The organism is Paenibacillus swuensis, assembly GCF_001644605.1.
Classification (GTDB): domain Bacteria; phylum Bacillota; class Bacilli; order Paenibacillales; family DY6; genus Paenibacillus_N; species Paenibacillus_N swuensis.
The window spans coordinates 181,288-200,848 of sequence record NZ_CP011388.1 but is presented as its reverse complement, the minus strand read 5'-3'; the positions used below and the strand labels follow the sequence as shown (position 1 = coordinate 200,848).

The window sequence follows — 19,561 nt, the reverse complement described above, 5'->3', positions numbered from 1 at the left end:
CTTCTTTATTGGTTAAAATTGATTCACGAAACGCCTCTTGAGCTTAATGAACACATAAAGGAGTTGGCGATGATGTCAATACAAGCAATGAATGGAACGAAGCAAGTTCGAGTCGACCTCTGGACAAGCGTTAACGGGTTGACAGACGGCCAATTGAATCAGGCAGTTGAAGAAGGACGTTGGAACATTGCTCAAGTGATGGAACACGTCTACAGAATGGAGGCGATCATCGTACGATCTTTGGAAAGCGTGTTAGCCAATCCTGAAGACCGTCCGACAGAGAAGAAGCCCTACGAACTCACGCTGGATCGCAGTCGTAAAGTGGATGCGCCAGAGGGGCTGACACCGCCTACGCATTTCATGTCGCTTGAAGAGCTTAAACAGAGGCTGAACTCATCCCGCGAAGCGCTCACTTCCCTGTTAGCCAAATATGACGAAGAAACCCTTGCGCGCAAATCCTATCCGCATCCGGTATTCGGTTTGATGGACGGGAATCAATGGGTCGATTTCATCGGTGTGCATGAGAAGCGTCATATTGCGCAGATTGAAGAAGTAAAGGAAAGCGTGTTAGCCAATGCGCCGCAATAGCGTACCTGGCATAATCCCTCGTTGCCTGGTTCTTTAATTTGACAGCTGAACGTCAATTCCCTATAATAAATTGTATGCAATTTAATTGCGGATTTTACTCGGAGGTGTACTAGTTCATGAGTATCTATTCATTTACGATGACCAACATCAAAGGACAGGAAATTAGCCTGGATACGTACAAAGGGCAACCCGTAGTGATCGTGAATACGGCCAGTAAGTGTGGTTTGACCCCTCAGTACACGGATTTACAGAAGTTGTATGATACTTACAAGGACCGCGGTTTGGTGATTCTCGGTTTCCCGTGCAACCAGTTCGGCGCGCAAGAGCCGGGTACGAATGATGAAGTGGATTCCTTTTGTCAGGTGAATTACGGCGTGTCGTTCCCTATGTTTGAGAAAATTGATGTACGGGACGCCACGAAAGATCCGCTCTTTGCTTATCTGACGGAAACCGCGCCTACAGATGATGCGGACAAAGAGATCAAATGGAATTTCACCAAATTCCTGATTGACCGTGAAGGCAATGTCGTAAAGCGGTTTGAGCCGCAAGTGACGCCTCTCGATATGGAATCGGATATTCAAGCATTGCTGTAAACTAGTCGCGCAAGAAATGAAGGGCTCCCCATAAGGCTAAGGCCTTGAGGGAAGCCCTTTTTTTGTTACAGCGGCATCTATAGTTCCTATCAAGAAAGCTGCTGGGATAATACGTCCAGAAGACCATTTTCAACCGCGATCGATTGAAGGTCATAAACAGAGATCGGGAACATGGGGATGCCAAAGTAATACGGAGTAATTTCGTAAAGTTGGAAATACAACACAAGGGCTTTATCAGCCAGATAAAAATTCTGATCGGGAGAGATGGCCATGAAGGGTTCCAGCGTCTGGATATCCCGGCTCTTGATCTGGGCCGCTACTAACGCTGACAAAGTCTTTACATAGTCGGAACCGGGTTTGAACAGCTCGGCGAGCTGATAAGACTTCCCGGTCTTCACATCAAAGGTAAGCGATCTCGCAATTGTGTTTCCGTGCGCCATGGGAGAAGAAAATACATAGCTGCTAAGTACAAGGCTTAGAATACCGCGCTCGTTGGTCTTGATCTCATAGTTTCCGATGGACTCGGGATCGGTCCCTTTCAGGTAATCTTGCTGCGATTTCATCATTACTTGCATTAGCTGTACAATTTCCCGGTTCATTTTGTCCTGAATCGCCGTATTATTTAAGCCTGTAATCGCAGGATAATTAAAGGAACCGCCGGGTGTGGGCATGGATTTCGATTGTATACCGACAGGATAAGCATAGTTCGTCATAGAGGAGTCCTTTCCTAAGTAGGATCTTTCAGCCTATTCAAGAGACCCGCCCGGATGTGTCTTAAAGCTCCGAAAAATATGAAAAAAGAGCCTCACATGGAGGCTCCATTACTTATATCCCTAACATTCCATCTCTAACGTGTGGAGCGCACAACTTTGGCCATAATAATCAATTCAAAGATGAGTATGAACGCAGATACAATCCAAGCTCCGTAAGTAACCGAAGGTACGGTTTCCTGTTGCTCCACTCCGATGGCAATCAATGCCCATACAATGACCAGTCCGTAGTAAGGATCGTTAAAGCGGATCCCGATAAACACAGCCAACAAAGCGGCTATGATGAAGAGCAGAATCGCCCATACTTCACCGGACAATCCAAACCCGTTAAAACCGGCTTCACTGAAGAAGATGGTCAGATTGACGATCGAGGCAACGGAAATCCAGCCCATGTAAATGCTGAACGGCAGGGCGATCAACCAGCGGTTTACCCGGTCAGAATCCGAGGCGGCCGGTCTTGTTTTAATATACAGCACAATTAATGTCAGCAGTAAACCCACGATCAGCAACGTGCTGAGTCCCATGTTAACGGAGTGCCATGCAAAGATCCAAGTGCCGTTAAACAGACAGCTTAGGATGAACCACGGACCGATATTCCGGATGACCGCATTGTCCTGCTTGCTCGGTAACGCCTGAACGATGACAAAGCCTGCCAACAAAATGTAAATAGCCGACCAGATGAGGAAGGCATAACCGGCAGGTGTTACATTCACGTGGAACATGTCGGATACTTCCCTGGTAGAACGGCCGAACAAGCCTTGGGAGCCGGAGAGATAGTTAATAAATATCATGCCGAGAAAAAAGATGATGTTAAGCCAACGATATAATCCTCGCAACGGAAATTCCTCCTTTAAATCAAGCAAAATTTGCAGTTCTTGTACTATTCTATGCTATTAAATTCTAAACACATTCCATGACTGTTAATCAGGACAGAAAACCGCAGCGAGGGCTGTAACGTCGAGCCATTTCATTATCCCGTTTACCGAGGTCGGAAGTTATGCTAAGGTTGAAGCAATGTAAGCGTTACCCACCATAACTTACGGAACAGGATGATGATACATGATCACAAAGATGCGGAAGATGGGTTCCGGGCCTCTTTTTGTGCCTTTAAAGGTCAAGTTTATCATCCTGTTCTTTATGCTGATCACCATACCGTTTATTGTGAGCGGAACGATGATTTATGACAAATACAAGCAAGGCTTGCAAGATAACACAAGGGCGTACGCGGAAGATATGGTTACCCAAATCAGCATGAATCTGGATACGTACATGGCCGAGATGGAAAGGTTGACCACATCGCCGCTCTATGACGCAACCGTTCTGCAAGTGCTCAGCAACCACTCCGACTTATCAAGAACCGACCGATATCTGAATACAAGCGAGGATCTGAAGCTCAATCTGTTCATTTCGTCCCTGTCTTTTCAACGATCCGAGATGCGCAGCATGATGTTGTTTGCCAATGACGGCATGCTGTTTAGTAACCTGGATTCAACCTTGAGAAGAATCTGGGACCCGAAGGAAGACACATGGATGAGCAGCGTGGAGCAAGAGCAGGGAAGCTTTGTCATCTTGCCGCCGCATGACGTGAATTATTACATGGTAGGCCAACAACGTGTCATTTCTCTGGGAAGACTCATACGCGAGCCCTACTCGCATCAACCCATAGGTATCATGAAAATTGACCTGACCCCAAAGGGCTTTCAACCTTTTGTCACAACACCGCAAATTACGGAAAACAGCAACATCTATATTTATGACAAAAATGGGACGTTAATTTACCCCGATGCCGAACAAGAGAAGGTCAATGGAAACCAAGAATGGATTCAAGCGGAAGCATACACCAGAATAGCGGGTCTGCGGGTCACGGCGGAAATCCCCGAGAGCGATCTGCGTCAGGAAGCGGGAGAACTCATTTCCTTTACCCTGCTGATATCGATGGCATCGTTAATCGCGGCCTATCTGTTGGCGGTCTTGGCGTCCAATAGACTCGTAACACCGATTCGCAGACTTCACATGAAGATGAAAGCCGTTCAACGGGGGTCGTTTCATGAAAGGGCAGCCATTATTACGCATGATGAGATTGGTCATTTAACAGAAGGATTTAACACGATGGTCAGTGAAATTGAACGCCTGGTTACGGAAGTTTATGAAACGAAAATCAGGGAACGAGATGCCGAATTATCGGCCTTACAGAGTCAGATTCATCCTCACTTTCTCTATAACACGCTGGAATCGATTAATATGTTGGCCATAAGGGAACATCGTACAGAGATTTCGGATATTGTCGTCAGTCTTGGCAAGCTGCTACGATATACGGTGAACAAACAAGAGCATCCGGTGTATATGAAGGACGAGATTCGGTTCGTGGAATCCTATCTGCAGATTCAATCGTTCCGTATGGGAGCGCAGCTCAACAGCGAAGTGTATGTGGATCCTTCACTGATGTATGCGTTAGTACCCAAGCTGCTGATCCAGCCGCTTGTGGAAAATGCCATTGAGCATGGGATGGGAGAAGAACCGTTAACGATTGTTATAAGAACTGAGCTTATGGAAGAAGATTTATATATTTATGTTTCCGATAACGGCCAAGGGATGACCCCGGAGAACATTCAAGAGATTGAAGAGAGAATGTATGCGAAGAAACGTTGGACTTTGGAGCGGGAGGGCTTTGATCACAGAGGAAAGGGCTATGCGCTGCGCAATATTCATCAGCGGCTGCGGCTGCTTTATGGCGAGGCTTATGGTCTTTCGATCGACTCTGTTGATCAGAAGGGATCGACATTTATCATTAAATTGCCTTTTCATTGGGAGGAATAAGGAAATGTACAAAGTGCTGCTCATTGAAGATGAAATCCAGATCCGTTCGGGACTTCGGACGCTGGTTGAGGATGTCGCCAGCGGTTTTAAAGTCATCGGCGAAGCGGGTAACGGCAAAGAAGCCTTAGCCATTCTCCATAAAGGGGCGGAGCCCGATGTGGTGATTACGGATATCCGCATGAAAGAGATGAACGGCATTGAGTTGATCGGCAGGCTTCGGAACGACTATCCGAAGCTTCCTGTGTTAATTATCAGCGGTTACAGCGACTTTCAGTACGCGCAGCAAGCGATTCGCTACGGAGTCGCGGGTTATCTGCTCAAGCCGGTGGACCGCATGGAATTTATGCAATATTTCATGGCTCTTAAAGCCGAACTTGATGCCCATAATCCGAATTTTCAAACCGGGGAACCGCAAGAAACACAGGCCTCGGGCAAAGAGAACCGTTATATCATTCGCAGAGTGAAGCAGTTGATTCTGGACGGATTGGACCATGATCTCTCCCTGCAATCCATCGCCGACCAGGTGCATCTGAATCATCAATACCTATCCGTATTGTTCAAGAATGAGACAGGCCAGAACTTCTTCGATTACGTCATCGAATGCCGGATGAACAAAGCTAAGAAATTGCTGAAGGAAACGAATCTGAAAATTTATGAAGTGGCGGAAATGTCCGGGTATGCCAGCAGCAAACATTTCATGTCCGTATTTAAGCATGCTTTCGGTGTCACACCGACGCAATATAGGGAACAACAAATACAGTAAGCGTTAACATGCACGATATTCCGTACCTTTTCTCGATATTACGGGATTTAGACGCGGAGCGGCAACCTCTATAATAAGTTATGAAAGCGCTTCATATAGCGGATTTCAACTTTGTTTAGAGACGAAAGGGGTATGAAAGATGAAGAAATGGTTATCCGTCAGCATGACACTGGTATTCCTGATTTCCATTCTTGCCGCTTGTTCAGGCAACACAAACACCAATGGAAATACAGCAACGAATGCGGCAGCAGGCGAGAATTCCGGCAAGAAGAATGAATCCGACGCAAAGCCGGTAGAGCTGAACCTAAGCATCTGGGGCGATGAGAACCGCAAGAAATTATACGAAGACTTGATGGCGAAATACACGGAAACCCACCCGAACGTGAAGGTGGACGTGATGTTAATTCCTTTCAATGATTATCAACAGAAATTATCGATTATGTCGGCTTCCAAGTCGGGTCCCGATCTTGTCTGGTTGTCCGAGCGGATGGTTCCCCAATTCCTCGACAGCGGTCAACTACTGGATATCAGCTCCCTGGAAGCAGACGCGGAGTATGATCTGAAAGATATTTACCCGACAACGATGGACCTGTTCCGCAAAGACAGTAAGCTCTACGGGGTATCCTTCACATCGGGACCTAAAGTTCTCTTCTTCAACAAAGATATGTTTAAAGCGAAAGGCTTAAAGACGCCTCTGGAGTTAGCGAAAGAAGGCAAGTGGACATACGAGGAATTTGTGAAATCAGCCAAAACGTTGACGGATTCTTCGAAAGGCGTGTACGGCGTGCATTTGTTCGGAGCGAACAACTCTTGGAAGAGTTGGACGGACGGTCTCGTCGATACGTTCTGGGCTCACGGCGCGGATGTGTTTAACGAAGACGGCAGCAAGTTTGTGCTGAATTCTCCGGAAGGCGAACAAGCGCTCAAACTTTACTACGATCTGTTATTTACAGACAAATCGCATGTGGATCCGGGTAATCAGCTGACGTTTGAATCCGGCAACATCGGGATGTACCGCAACAACTTCAGCTTCTCCAATAACGCTCGCAAGATTACTAATTTCGATTGGGACATCGCGCCAATGCCGAAAGGTCCGGCAGCCGACGCGCCGTCCGCGGTAGGTATCGCCGGCTATGCAATTATGAAAGATACAGCTCATCCGGAAGAAACGTTGGAGTTGTTGAAATACCTGACGGGCAAACAAGGGTCGACCGACTTGGCGAAATCCTTCGCACCGATACGTAAATCCATTCTGGAATCCGACGTGTTCCTGAACATTGATCCTAAGCCGTCGGTGGAAGCCATTAAAGCCGCTTACATCGGTCCGTTGAACAGTGGTGTAAGGCCGCAGCCGCTTCATCAGAACTGGCAACAAATTGATGTGAAGGTTCAAACTTTGATGGACTTGATGTACACGAAGACCGAAACACCGAAACAAGTGTTGGAACGGATGGAGAAAGAAGTGTCTCCTCTACTGAAATAGATTAAATGAACAGATCTTCGCCAAGCGGTAACGCTTGGCGAAACCATCTGTGCAGGGAAGGGAGTCATGCGTATGCACGGCAAGTTAAAGCAGAGTGAAATGTGGTACGGGTATCTGTTTATTCTACCGATGGTGATCGGTTACGGCATTTTCTTACTGGGTCCGATCATCACTTCGTTTATGATGAGCTTTACGGATTGGTCGCTGATTAAAGAGGCTAAATTTATTGGGCTAGACAATTATAAACGGATGTTTACCGCGGATCCGCTATTCTATGATACCGCCTTAAATACGTTATATTTCACCTTGATTCTGGTCCCGGTGAACATCGTTCTTACGTTGGGACTGGCCATGTTGCTACAAGAGAAAATTCCCGGCATCGGTTTTTTCCGTACCGCCATCTTTACCCCTGTGGTGACCTCAGTGGTGGTATGGGCCATTGTGTGGAAATATATTTTCCAGACCGATAACGGATTATTGAATACGATTATCAAGATGCTCGGTTTCGAAGGGCAGGCCTGGCTATACAACCTGAGCTTGGCGATCCCCGTGGTTGTGACGGTTACATTGTTGAAAGGGTTAGGCATGAACATGGTCATTTTCCTTGCCGCCCTGAATGATGTTCCGCAAATGTATTATGAAGCGGCCAAGATCGACGGTGCTTCAAAGTGGAGAACGTTCCGCAGCGTAACCTTGCCGATGATTTCACCGGCGATTTTCATGGTGTTGATCATTACCATTATCGGTTCCTTGAAGGTGTTCGGACAGATTTACGTGATGACCGGCGGCGGTCCGGGCACAAGCACCTATGTGTTTGTATACTACATTTACGAGCAAGCGTTCAAAATGTACGAATTCGGCTACGCGTCCTCCATCGCGTTCGTGCTGTTCTTTATCATCATGGTCCTTACAATCATTCAGTGGGTAGGCCGGAAGAGGTGGGTGCATCATGAGGAATAACAACAAAGTGCTTCGTTACACGCTTAAATATGCGGTTCTTAGCATCGTTTCGCTGATTGTATTGCTGCCGTTCTTCTGGATGGTATCCACATCCCTGAAAGATTTCACGAAGATCTTTCTGTTTCCGCCGCAATGGCTGCCTAGTCCGGTCCGCTTTCAGAACTACGTGGATTTGTTTCAAACCCACCCGTTTCATCTGTACTTGTTCAACAGTCTGTATATTGCGGCAATCGTAACCGCGGGAACGTGCTTTTTTGCGGCCTTGGCCGGGTATGCTTTTGCCAAAATTCATTTTCCGTTCAAAAATGTCATCTTCCTCGTGCTTCTCAGCTCCATGATGATTCCTACCGAGGTGACAACAATTCCGTTGTTTGCCTGGATGTCGAATTGGGGATTGGTCGATACGCATTTTCCGTTAATTGTTCCGCCGATGTTGGGCGCGGGCGGGATGTTCGGCGTGTTCCTGTGCCGACAGTTCTATATCACGATTCCATCGGAGCTGGATGAAGCGGCCAAGATTGACGGTTGTTCGCCGCTCAGAACCTTCGTCAGCATCATGCTGCCCTTGGCGACGCCGGCGCTTGCGACACTGTCCATCTTCACGTTGCTGCATAGCTGGAATGAGTTTTTCGAGCCGTTGGTGTATCTGAACTCAAGTCATCTCTATACCATTCCTTTGGCACTTTCGCTGTTCACCTCCGAGAGCGGGACCCAATGGCATCTGGTGATGGCCGCATCCGTGGTGGCTACGCTGCCCCTGTTGATTCTGTTCTTTTTTGCGCAAAAGAAATTTATCGAAGGTGTGGCTCTGACAGGTTTGAAATAGTTCACAGATAAGTCGGTGTCCTGTTGTGTACGCAGGCATCGGCTTATTTGTGCTTTCTGACGACTATTCGCCTCTGCAGTTCTTCAAATGTTCGCATAGGATAAGCCATCAGCATCATGTTGAAGGTGGGGTAGTCTATGGCGATGCTTAAGGGACCTGCCGCCAGGCGGGCAATTCTGTTTGCGGGACTGTGCGAGCAAGCGTATACGCAATATAAACGGGGCGGGAATTATGTTCTTGCGGGAGGATATAAACAAGTGGGTGTGTTCCGGGGCACCTTACTTGATTCAAAGAAGGAGTTATATGGGTTTGTTCTGGAGAGTGCCAATGAGTTCGTGATCGCCTTTCGGGGAACCGACTCGGCCGAGGACTGGGTGTCGGATTCCATGGCGGGTCAAGTGCCGTTTCGGTTTGTTCGAAATGGGGGAAAGACACACAGCGGGTTCACGGCTTTGTACGCTTCGATGCGACAGGATATTCTGCGAACGCTGCGCGGCCTTCCTTCGGGCAAGCCCCTCTACATTACGGGTCACAGCCTCGGAGGAGCGCTGGCTACCTTATGCGCGGTGGATGTCGCGGTTCATTCCAAGTTCAGCCGGCCTAGAATCTATACGTTCGGGTCTCCGCGGGTGGGGAATGACGCATTTGCGGCCAAGTTCAACCGGTTGATTCGGGTTTCCCGGAGGATTGCCAATACGCAAGACATTGTGCCGAGTCTGCCGCCTCGCGTGTATCGTTCAGCGCAGACCCGCCAGGTGTTTCAATATGCACATGTGAAGGGGGAAGTGCCCATATCCTTTCGCAAAGGAGGCATTGCGGCCAATCACGCGTTGCGTAATTATTTCGCTGCTATAAGGTTGAAGAGTCCCGCTTACGCCGATGCGTTGTGCAATAAGAACCCGGGTTTTTGTCCTTAGAGTTTAGTGTGTATGTGCTTTTACCCATGGACGCCGAAGGGCGTTTTTTTGTGTTTATGGGGGGACAGGTTTATTTTGGAGGCCGGGAGAAATATAATGGTAGAAAAAGAGAAAGTAAAGGTGAGTGCGATGTTAACGATTATGAGCGCTGAAATGTCATTTAACCGGGCAGACGGCTATGTGGGACAAGTTGAGTTTACGTTGGAAGGACACAAGAATCCCTATGCCATCACGTTGCAAAAAAGCCGTAAAGCGAAAGAATGGAGCTATGGCCTTCACTTCAGCGGAGAGCCGGGCAGTGAAGACGAGCTGTTCGCGGCGGAAGACCTGATTGAAGATAATGATGAATTATATGAACAACTGGTGGAAGCGGCTAAGGCGAAGCTTAGCCAGCGTGAAGAAGAGGATTCCGAAGCTTAGACTGGCGGATATGTGGAGACATGGAAGAGGATGAAACAAGTGTCGGGATAGCGAGCCGAGGCAGGCAGCGAACGAGACAGGTGCCCGGGATAGCGGAGGCAAGGATGGGAGGGGCGGATATCATGCGGCGCTGGGGAAGACGTTACTTGTGGGGCTGGCTGGGCTTTGCGGTGCTCATAGCCGTCTATCTGTGGTTCACTACAGGGACGGTTCCAACCCGCTTTCAAGGGACTGCGGCTGATCCCGTAACGTTCCTAACATCGGCTCAGATCGACCGGAGTCAGGTGTATTCCTTACTTGGGAATTGGCTTTACTTTGTGAGCATGCCATGGGAGTGGGGAATATACCTTTTCTTGCTGTTCAGCGGTTGGTCAGCGGCATTACGGAGCAGAACGCAATCATGGGTTTCCGGTCGATGGATGGGGTTTCCGTTGTACGTGCTGGGGGTGAGCGGGGCGTCATTTTTGCTCTTTTTGCCTATACGGATCGTCGGCTACTCCCTTTCTCGCGGCTTCGGCATCTCCGTACAACCGGTTGGCGGATGGATTCGGGATAAGCTGCTCTCGTTCGGAATCAGTTATGTTACATTACTCGCCGTCTCCGCAGTTGCCTTCTGGTTCATTCGCAGGGGCGGGCGGTGGTGGATCAAGCTCTGGCTGTTGTCCGTCCCGTTCACCCTGTTCATGATGTATATTCAACCCGTTGTGATTGATCCGCTGTACAACACCTTTACCGAATTGAGCGACCCAAAGCTGGAACGGGCGATTCTGGAACTTGCCGATAAGGCCGGAATTCCTGCCAGCCGCGTGTATGAAGTCAACATGTCCGAAAAAACAAACGCGTTGAACGCTTATGTACAGGGCATCGGATCATCACTCCGTATCGTGCTGTGGGATACGACGTTAGGCCGGTTAGCTCCGGAAGAAGTATTGATCGTGATGGCGCATGAAATGGGGCATTATGTAATGCACCACTTGGAATGGAGCGCTGTAGGCGCGGTAATTTCTTCCTTCTTCGTGCTTTGGATCGGCTCAGCGGTTTACAGGTATATCATTTCAGGTTGGGGCCAAAGGTGGGGGATCCGCGGAGAAGCCGATATCGCCGCCTTGCCGTTGGTGCTATTGCTGATCTCGTTGCTAGGCTTTGTGAGCGCTCCCTTTGCAGGTGCCGTTTCACGCCATGCGGAGCAAGAAGCCGACCGCTACGCTTTGCAGTTGATCGGCAACGGGAGTGCGGCCTCCGCGGTATCGTTGCACCAGAAGCTGGCGGCCACCTCGCTCAGCGATGTGGACCCTCCGCTGCTGGTGCGCTTGTTCCGTTCCACGCACCCTAGTGCGCTTGAGCGAATTATCTACGCTTTGGAGGCGGGACAACGTGAAGGTGTGGAGCAATAGGCTGGCTTATCCCATTGAATCAGTGCTGCCCAGTGCCCACAGAGCGTTATCCCGTTGATTCAGCAGGAGTCGGCATTGTTGTGAGCAAAGAGCTGGATCCCGTTGACTCATACTTAAAAGTGTTAGCAAAGTGCGTTTGCTATCTATATGCGTCTGCTATCTATAAAATATTATTAGCTGAATCAACGGGATAACGGGGGTTTATGGGCTGCGGAGAAACCATCAATGGAACTAATTTATAAATGGTTCAAAAACAAAAGTTGCTGAGTTAAAGGGATAACGATGTTTTAGCCATTTGTAGGAATAAGCGTTGTGGCTCTAGATCTTTGCAGGTTTTCATGGATTACCACCAGAGTGGTTACTGAGTCTATGGGATAACGGGAGATTCACGCTAAGGAGAAGGCAGGACATATGAATGAAACAGGGAACGGTCAAAGGAATGAGCACAGAAGGGGCTACGGGATTGGCGAAAGGGACGGCGATGCCGGAGAAAGTGGAAGTTCACCTCTTTATTATGGCAGGGCTCGCGACATCACCTGATTTTTTTGATGGATTTCAGGGGGAACTTTCTACAAGGTTTAGGTCAAAAGGGGTGTCCGCACGCATCGATATTGTGTACCCTTATGGCAACTGGAGCCGCCGTCTTATTCCACAGCTGCGGGAAATTCGGCGCGATGTGTTCCCTTGGCGAAACCGCACATCAAGATACGAAGATCGATTGGGAGGGCTGAACGCCGCGGAAGCCGTCAAGGCTTCTTATGCCGGAGGCGCTCTTTATTTGGTTGGTCACAGTGCGGGGGGAACCGCCGCGGTCCATGCGGGACTCCGACTTTTGCATGAAGGCTTTCCGTTGGGGCGTCTTGTCCAAATTGGCTCACCCAAAAGTCCCCTGCCCGATCAACTCCGTGCCATTAGCGCCTACTTCTATGCAACGAATGCGACAGGCAGACCTACTGACAGAGTGACGCGTTTGGGCAGCTGGGGCGGTTTGGATCGGTCGCGTTCGCGTTTGGGAAAGATTCGGAATGAGGCTCAAGGAATGTTACCTCGCTGGAATTCGATGCTATACGCACCTGAGCGTGTAACAGGTATATGTTTGCGCGGGGGTCATGCGGATTACTTTCGGACGTCGCAGGCCTACCGGAATGCCGAAGGCGTTGCCAATCTCACTTTAACCACCGATGCGGTCTGGAGTTGGTTGGATCGGGACAGGTAAGCTATAATGGTGGCACTAAGCTAAATCATGACGAACGCACGACATGTTGTCCAAAAAGGAAGAGATCCCATTGCCACCATCCGAGTTCTTATATACGTATGTCTGCCACGAAGAAGAGCAGGCGCTTTGCGCTATGGAGCTGCGCGCGCTGTTTACTATGCCCGACGCGCAGCTCCTGCAATCCGACGGCGGGCGCTATTTCAGCAGCGAGCACGCGATAAATCCGAGCCGCAGCCCGTTCCTCAAGCTGGAATTGGCCGTGGAGTACACGGCCGAATCCCTGGAGGAACTCGCGCAGCACGCTGCGGCAATCGAGCTTGGCGGTTCAACGTTCAAAGTCGTGTACGTTGAAACCGCCCCCGGGGCCGCGGACTATACCGACAAGCGCGCCACTGAGCGCGCTGTAGGGGCCCGCATCCGCGGCCAAGCGGACATGCGCGCGCCGGAGCAGCTGCTCGGCGTTGCGCGGATCGGCAGCCGCTGGATGCTCGGCGGCTGCAGAGAAAGCGGCGCGGCTTGGCTTACGCATAACGCCAAGCCGCGCCACTATTCCACCGCGCTCAGCACACGCATGGCGCGCGCGGTGGCCAACATCGCCGTGCCTGAGCCTGCCGGCGTACGGGTCGTGGACCCGTGTTGCGGCATCGGCACGGTGCTCGTGGAGGCGCTGTCGATGGGAATCGATATCGTCGGCTACGATATCAATCCCCTCGCCGTGCGGGGCGCCCGCGAGAACCTGGCGCATTTCGGTATGCCCAGCAACGTGGCCATCGCCGATCTGCGCGAGCTTTCAGGGCATTTCGACGCCGCGGTGCTCGATATGCCCTATAATCTATGTTCCGTTCTTCCGGTGGAGGAACGGAACGAGATGCTGCGCAGCCTGCGCCGTTTGGCGGACCGGGCCGTAATTGTCACGGCCGAGCCCATGGACGGCGGCATCGCGGACGCCGGGTTCATCATAGCGGACCGCGCGGAGGTCCGCAAAGGCAAGTTCACGAGGCACATCCTGCTCTGCTATTAAATAAACCGAGGTGCGCGATGCATTTCTATACGCAACTAGTTGTTAACCAATTGTCCCCGCATGCGAGTACGGCATTAGCCGAACCGATGCGGAATTATATGCGGAACCAGTTCCCTTTTCTGGGAATTCGAACGCCGGAGCGTAGAGCCCTGATGAGAACTCTGTTGAAAGCTCAGGGAATGCCGCCAACGCCTGATATGGTACAGTTTGTCCGGGAATTGTGGAGCCTGCCGGAGCGGGAATATGCTTACGCAGCCATGCAACTGGTAACGAAATGTACCCCGAAAGCAGGTCCGGATCATATTCAGTTGATAGAAGAGTTGATAACTACTAAATCTTGGTGGGATACAGTGGATTTATTGGCGGGGACCGATGTGGGCGCCCAGTTCAAGAAGTTTCCGGAGCTAATCCCGACTTACACGGAACAATGGGTGAACTCCGGGAATATGTGGTTACAGCGAAGCGTGCTTCTTTTTCAGCTTAAATATAAACAGAACACCGATACGGAACTGCTCTTTACCCGCATTCGCGAGCTCGCGGATCATAAAGATTTCTTTATCCGCAAAGCCATCGGCTGGGCGTTAAGAGAGTATTCGAAGACGGATGCCGCGGCAGTAATTACGTTTATTGAAGAAGAAAAGCTATCACCGTTAAGCGTTACTGAAGGGCTTAAGGTCATCCGGCGCACTACGTCGCGCTAAGCCTTATCCAGCGTTCATCACCTGCAAATTTATGGTATGCACTTTCCAGTGTTCATCACCTGCAAATTTATGGTATGCACTTTCCAGTGTTTATCACCTGCGAATGATATTGCACTCATCCAGCATTTATCGCCTGTTCAGTTAATACAACAATCCTGATTGGGACGGGCCGCAACCCGGGAAGACGGTCACATTCTGGACTTGCCCGAACATATATTGTTTGGTCGCAAACTGGGATTGATATAAATATTCCAACACGTACAAGCGCCCGTTTCCGATCTGACACAATACCCCGGATACCCCTTGACCGTTAACCAGCGAAATCCCTACGGGCTGACCGACGTAACTGTAAATTTCTTGTTGCCATGCCATCATCAACACCTCCGATATCAGCCTATGCGTTGGGTGCCTCATGGGGAACTGCCTGACAAGCCCATTCAACGGTCGACTTATTCAACCCGGACACAGTCCCGCCAAACCATCAACGCTTAACATGTCATTTGAAAGGAGGGATCCCCGCCATGCATAAATTACTTTTGGTTGAAGACGAAGAAGAAGTGCGCGAAAGCGTATTGCAGGAAATCGACTGGAACCGATACGGATATGAGGTCATTGATAAAGCCGAGAACGGTAAGGACGCCATCGAGTGTATCGAACGTAACGTACCGGATGTGGTGGTGACGGATATTCGGATGCCTTTCATGGACGGCATGCAGCTGTCGGAATGGATTCGCGCTCATTACCCGACGACGAAAATCATTATTTTGACAGGACACGATGAATTTGAATACGCGCAGAAGGCGGTAAAATTACAGATTGACGAATATGTGCTGAAACCATTCTCATCCCAGGAGCTTATTATCGTCTTGAAGAGGCTTAAGGACCAGTTGGTCAGCGAGATGGAGCAAAAAGAAAATATTCACTTGCTGGAGGAACATTACCGCAAAAGCTTGCCGGTACTCAGGGAAGTATTTCTGTCCTCTCTCGTGTCCACCACGATGCGTCGCAATGAAATCGAAGAGAAAGCCTACACGTACAATTTGGATCTGTCCGGAAGCGGTTATGTGGTGTCCGTGCTAAGCATCGACGATCCAGGGACTAAATTGGCGGGAAATTCGCCTGTTGTCATTTCCCCCTCGCTCAAAGATTCCAAAGACAGACAACTCCAGCTGTTCGCCGTCCTCAATATTGCGCAGGAAATATCAATCGCTCACAGCATCGGTCACGTTTTTATTCATCATGATCACATTATTATGCTATCGGTCAGCGGGGAAGAGGATCCGGAGCGGATTATGGAGCGGCTCCTAACCGTTCTGGAAGAAATTCGCCAAAGCACGGAGAAATATTTGAAAATTACCCTCACCATAGGCGTCGGTACGGTTGTCAGTGAAATTTCCCAGATCAACTATTCTTATAAAGACGCCAATCAGGCGTTGGATTACCGGATGATTCTCGGAACGAACCGGGTCATTTGTATCAATGATGTGGAAACTCGTTTTGCCGAGAAACTGCGCTTTGACGAGCTGAAGGAACATGCTTTGCTCCGGGGCATTAAAGTGGGTACGCCGCAAGAGATGAAATCCGTCGTGGACGAACTGTTCGCGGGTGTTACGGACACGAATATTTCCGTGAAGGACTATCAAATTTTCCTCGTGGAAATCGTAACCTCTATTCTTACAGCGGCCAAAGATTTAGGCACAGGTATGGATGAGATCTTCGGCGCGGATTTTGATCCGTTCGCGGAGATCAGGGGTTTCACCCATGTGGATCAAGCGATGGAATGGATTCTTCATTTGTGCCTGAACATCATGGGCCACATTTCCAATCAGCGGCAGTACGCCTACAAGTCCCTTGTGGATCAGGCGAAGGATTATGCCAAAGCGCATTACCATGAAACCGATGTGTCCATTAATAAGGTTTGCGGACATTTGCATATCAGCGCCGGTTACTTCAGCTCTATTTTCAAAAAAGAATGCAAAACCACCTTCGTAGCCTACCTTCAGCAAATACGCATGGAAGCGGCGCAGGAGATGCTTCGGACAACCGATCTTAAACTGTTCGAGATTGCGGAGAAAGTGGGCTTTGCGGAACCAAATTACTTCAGCTTCTCTTTCCGTAAATTATATGGCATATCGCCTAAAGAATATCGAAACAGCATGAAAGAGGGATAATGTGAAACTAAAGGCTACGGCGGCCAAGGGACTTCAAACGGTGCGTTCGTTTCTGGCGGATACGTTTCGGGTAACGGGCATCCAATTTACGATCGCGGCTTCCATCATGATCATTACAATCGTGGTCATGGCGGCGGTCAGCGGGATCCTGTACACGAAGTTTTCGCAAACGGCGGAGAACAACACCTTTCTGAACAATCAACAAATCGTGGAACAGGTCAACTACAACCTGGATATTTATTTGCGGGGCATGGCCCAGACGTTCGAAATGGCGGATGATCAGATATTGCTCAATAAAGGAGTGCCTACAGCATCGCTCAGAGAACACCTGGAAACGATTCTGAGCACAAGGGAGGACCTTGTGTCTGTCGGCTTGTTTACTCCTGAAGGGCAGCCTATTGCCAATTATCCGAACCAGGCAATGCGCTCCAATTCCGGATTGACAGGTCAGAGCTGGTTCACCTCCGCGCTCGCGAGTCCGAATCACCTCTCGTTTTCTTTGCCCCATATTCAAAACTTATACAAAGGCAGCTATACCTGGGTCGTGTCCATGAGTAAAGGCATTTCGTTTACCGATGAACGCGGGCGGGTGGATGCCGTGCTTGTGATGGATATTAATTTCAAGACGATCGATGATCTGTTCCGAAGAGTTTCTTTGGGGCAAAAAGGCTATGTCTACATTATCGATAAATCCGCCGGAAACATCGTTTACCATCCGCAACAAGAGTTAATTTACAGCGGACTGAAATATGAGAATGTGGAGCAGGCATTGAAATACACCTTCGGCACTTACAAGGACACGTCCACCGGCGAGGACCGGCTGATTACGATTCAAACCACGGATATGGTCGGCTGGAAAATTGTCGGTGTTTCTTATATGAATGAAATTGTGACCGCGAAACGGGAAATCGGAAGATTTATGGTATGGATGCTGCCTGTCGTGCTCCTGTTCGTATTGTTGATTTCCGCTTACATGTCTGCCAAGATTTCAAATCCGGTCCGCAGACTGGAGCGTTCTATGGCCAAAGTGGAGCAGGGGGATTTCGACATTCAGCTGCAGGTTAAGGGGGACGATGAAGTCGGCCGCCTTTCCCGCCGTTTCAATATCATGGTAGGGCGGATCAGTCAGCAGAAGGAGCAACTGATTGAAGAGCAGGAAGCGAAGCGCCGTAGCGAGCTGGATGTGCTCCAATCGCAAATCCACCCTCATTTTCTGTATAACACGCTGAATTCCGTCGTTCGTATGGCCAGTATCGGAAAGAGCGAGGAAGTGGTGCAGATGATTACGGCCTTATCCAAGTTTTTTCGGATTTCGCTCAGTAAAGGCAAGCATATTATCACCGTTGAAGAAGAACTGGAACATATCCGCAATTATCTGGTCATCCAAAAGTTTCGTTACAAACATAAATTTAATTATGTCATACGGGCGGATGAGGACGTGCTTTCATACTCCACACTGAAATTATTGCTGCAGCCTTTGGTCGAGAACGCGATCTACCACGGCATAGAAATGATGGCGGATGAAGGCGCGATTGAAATTACGGCGTCATTGGAGAACGGACAGATTGTCTTTCATGTCCGGGACGACGGCTTGGGCATCGCTCCGCAGAAGCTTTCTTCGTTACTATCGGCCAATGCGAAGCAGGAAGGCGAGGGTTCCGGCGTCGGTCTGCAGAACGTCGACCAGCGTATCAAGCTCTACTACGGCAACCGATATGGAATTACCATTACGAGTGAACTTGAAGAGGGAACCGACGTGCGCATCGTTATCCCTGCGATGATAAGTGATGGGGAGGGGAGGCTGGCATGAGCTGCAAGAATAAGAACAAAGACAGCCAAATGGGCTTTATACTGTTCGGCATGTATGTTGGTTTAACGTTCATGATCCTCATTCTTGCTTCCTGTTCAAGGAGCCCGGAGTTAACGCCAGACCAGCCGAAGAAGCAGATTGCCCTGATCCTTCGCTCGGACAGCGCCGACTTCTGGAGAACAGCCCGAATGGGCGCGGAGGAAGCGGCCAAAGAATTTAATGTCGACCTGCGGATCAGCGGGCCTCGGGATGAGGAGAATATTGACGACCAGGTGAAGTCGCTCAGAGCCTATGTGAAAGAGGGAGCGGAAGCCTTCGTCATTGCGGCGAATGACGGCAAGGCTATGTCAGAGGCGGTCGATTCGATGGTATCGGACGGGCAGACTGTCATTGCCATCGATACCGAGCTTGAATCCCCCAGAGTGCGGGGTTTTATTGGTATTGATAATTACGAGGCCGGAAGGAAGGCGGGTGCCAAGCTCGCTCAGCTAGTCGGAAATAAGGGCAAGGTTGCCGTCATGGGCTTCAAGCAAGGGCAACAGAATGCAGAGCAGCGCGAACAAGGCGTGCTGGATGAGCTTGCGCGGCATCCCGAGATTACATTGGTAACCAAGCAGTATTGTTATACGAATCCTAATTTATGCGATGAGCTCACACGCAAGGCGATTGTGATTCACGGAGGGATTGACGGGGTGCTGGCGTTAAATGCGGTTTCGTCTGTAGGTGTCGCTCAAGCTATTGTAGATATGGGACTCAGCGGCGTAACGAAGATTGTTACGTTTGATACCACCCAAGAGGATATAGAACTCATGCAGGAAGGCACCATCCATGCAAGTATTATCCTCAATCCGTTCAATATCGGATATCTGGGCGTCAAGAGCGCGGTTGAAGTGCTCGACGGGAAGACCATTCCGAAGCGGTTTAATACGGAAACGAAAGTGATTGATCAAGAGAATATGTTCTGGTCTGATAACCAGAAACTTCTGTTCCCTTTTGTACGATAAACAAAAAAATTATATAAAAATGATAAATACATTAGAATTTCGATAGAACATATGAGGATATTGCATGTCGTTTGTTCTCCAAATCCGTGATAATGAGGAAGCAAGAG

The 19,561-nt window shown here is 49.5% G+C and carries 19 protein-coding genes; 16 read left to right on the top strand and 3 right to left on the bottom strand.

Going from position 1 to position 19,561, the window contains the following annotated elements; genetic code table 11:
* Positions 1–72: 72 nt before the first annotated feature.
* Both SY83_RS01110 and SY83_RS01105 read left to right on the top strand, forming a co-directional pair.
* Positions 73–588, top strand: coding sequence for a DinB family protein (locus SY83_RS01110; protein ID WP_231891345.1), 516 nt, complete (start codon positions 73–75; stop codon positions 586–588).
* 116 nt (positions 589–704) lie between these two features.
* Complete coding sequence (locus SY83_RS01105; RefSeq protein ID WP_068603463.1) at positions 705–1,181, top strand: glutathione peroxidase; 477 nt, start codon at positions 705–707, stop codon at positions 1,179–1,181.
* Positions 1,182–1,270: 89 nt separating this feature from the next.
* Here SY83_RS01105 and SY83_RS01100 read toward each other — a convergent pair whose 3' ends face one another.
* Positions 1,271–1,894: a DUF3298 and DUF4163 domain-containing protein gene (locus SY83_RS01100; RefSeq protein WP_068603461.1), complete on the bottom strand. Its 624-nt coding sequence runs from the start codon at positions 1,892–1,894 to the stop codon at positions 1,271–1,273.
* 134 nt (positions 1,895–2,028) lie between these two features.
* Positions 2,029–2,787, bottom strand: a complete 759-nt coding sequence (locus SY83_RS01095; protein ID WP_082882239.1) for a tryptophan-rich sensory protein — start codon at positions 2,785–2,787, stop codon at positions 2,029–2,031.
* A 223-nt stretch (positions 2,788–3,010) separates the two neighbouring features.
* Between SY83_RS01095 and SY83_RS01090 the strand changes: the two genes are divergently transcribed.
* The 11 genes from SY83_RS01090 (at position 3,011) to SY83_RS01040 (ending at position 14,469) form a co-directional block, all read left to right on the top strand.
* Positions 3,011–4,768 (top strand): cache domain-containing sensor histidine kinase, encoded by a 1,758-nt coding sequence (locus SY83_RS01090; RefSeq protein ID WP_068603460.1) that lies wholly within the window; start codon positions 3,011–3,013, stop codon positions 4,766–4,768.
* A gap of 4 nt (positions 4,769–4,772) precedes the next feature.
* The gene (locus SY83_RS01085; protein WP_068603458.1) at positions 4,773–5,531 is read left to right on the top strand and encodes a response regulator transcription factor; all 759 of its coding nucleotides are present in this window, start codon (positions 4,773–4,775) and stop codon (positions 5,529–5,531) included.
* 139 nt (positions 5,532–5,670) lie between these two features.
* A complete protein-coding gene (locus SY83_RS01080; protein WP_068603456.1) occupies positions 5,671–7,014 on the top strand; it encodes an ABC transporter substrate-binding protein in 1,344 nt (447 codons plus the stop codon).
* Positions 7,015–7,086: 72 nt separating this feature from the next.
* Positions 7,087–7,974, top strand: a complete 888-nt coding sequence (locus SY83_RS01075; RefSeq protein WP_068603454.1) for a carbohydrate ABC transporter permease — start codon at positions 7,087–7,089, stop codon at positions 7,972–7,974.
* Positions 7,964–8,800: a carbohydrate ABC transporter permease gene (locus SY83_RS01070; protein WP_068603453.1), complete on the top strand. Its 837-nt coding sequence runs from the start codon at positions 7,964–7,966 to the stop codon at positions 8,798–8,800. The genes SY83_RS01075 and SY83_RS01070 overlap by 11 nt, the downstream gene beginning before the upstream one ends.
* A 137-nt stretch (positions 8,801–8,937) precedes the next feature.
* Positions 8,938–9,717 carry a lipase family protein gene (locus SY83_RS01065; protein WP_082882237.1) on the top strand — a complete coding sequence of 260 codons (780 nt, stop codon included), beginning with the start codon at positions 8,938–8,940 and terminating at the stop codon, positions 9,715–9,717.
* A 96-nt stretch (positions 9,718–9,813) separates the two neighbouring features.
* Positions 9,814–10,137, top strand: a complete 324-nt coding sequence (locus SY83_RS01060) for a hypothetical protein (RefSeq protein WP_082882236.1) — start codon at positions 9,814–9,816, stop codon at positions 10,135–10,137.
* Positions 10,138–10,157: 20 nt separating this feature from the next.
* The gene (locus SY83_RS01055) at positions 10,158–11,531 is read left to right on the top strand and encodes a M48 family metallopeptidase (protein WP_231891344.1); all 1,374 of its coding nucleotides are present in this window, start codon (positions 10,158–10,160) and stop codon (positions 11,529–11,531) included.
* Between the two features lie 415 nt (positions 11,532–11,946).
* Positions 11,947–12,747: an alpha/beta hydrolase family protein gene (locus SY83_RS01050; RefSeq protein WP_068603450.1), complete on the top strand. Its 801-nt coding sequence runs from the start codon at positions 11,947–11,949 to the stop codon at positions 12,745–12,747.
* Positions 12,748–12,880: 133 nt separating this feature from the next.
* Positions 12,881–13,768: a TRM11 family SAM-dependent methyltransferase gene (locus SY83_RS01045; protein ID WP_231891343.1), complete on the top strand. Its 888-nt coding sequence runs from the start codon at positions 12,881–12,883 to the stop codon at positions 13,766–13,768.
* A gap of 17 nt (positions 13,769–13,785) precedes the next feature.
* Positions 13,786–14,469, top strand: coding sequence for a DNA alkylation repair protein (locus tag SY83_RS01040; RefSeq protein ID WP_068603446.1), 684 nt, complete (start codon positions 13,786–13,788; stop codon positions 14,467–14,469).
* A gap of 141 nt (positions 14,470–14,610) precedes the next feature.
* On the opposite strand, the gene SY83_RS01035 is transcribed toward SY83_RS01040, so the two are convergent.
* Positions 14,611–14,841: a hypothetical protein gene (locus SY83_RS01035; protein WP_068603444.1), complete on the bottom strand. Its 231-nt coding sequence runs from the start codon at positions 14,839–14,841 to the stop codon at positions 14,611–14,613.
* 149 nt (positions 14,842–14,990) lie between these two features.
* Here SY83_RS01035 and SY83_RS01030 point away from each other — a divergent pair, with 149 nt between their 5' ends.
* The 3 genes from SY83_RS01030 to SY83_RS01020 are packed head-to-tail and all read left to right on the top strand — an operon-like array spanning position 14,991 to position 19,454.
* On the top strand, positions 14,991–16,640 hold the full coding sequence (locus tag SY83_RS01030) for a response regulator (protein WP_068603442.1): 1,650 nt from the start codon (positions 14,991–14,993) through the stop codon (positions 16,638–16,640).
* A gap of 1 nt (position 16,641) precedes the next feature.
* The gene (locus tag SY83_RS01025) at positions 16,642–18,450 is read left to right on the top strand and encodes a cache domain-containing sensor histidine kinase (RefSeq protein ID WP_331709970.1); all 1,809 of its coding nucleotides are present in this window, start codon (positions 16,642–16,644) and stop codon (positions 18,448–18,450) included.
* Positions 18,447–19,454, top strand: a complete 1,008-nt coding sequence (locus SY83_RS01020; protein WP_231891342.1) for a substrate-binding domain-containing protein — start codon at positions 18,447–18,449, stop codon at positions 19,452–19,454. Before SY83_RS01025 ends, SY83_RS01020 begins: the two co-directional genes overlap by 4 nt.
* Positions 19,455–19,561 lie beyond the last annotated feature (107 nt).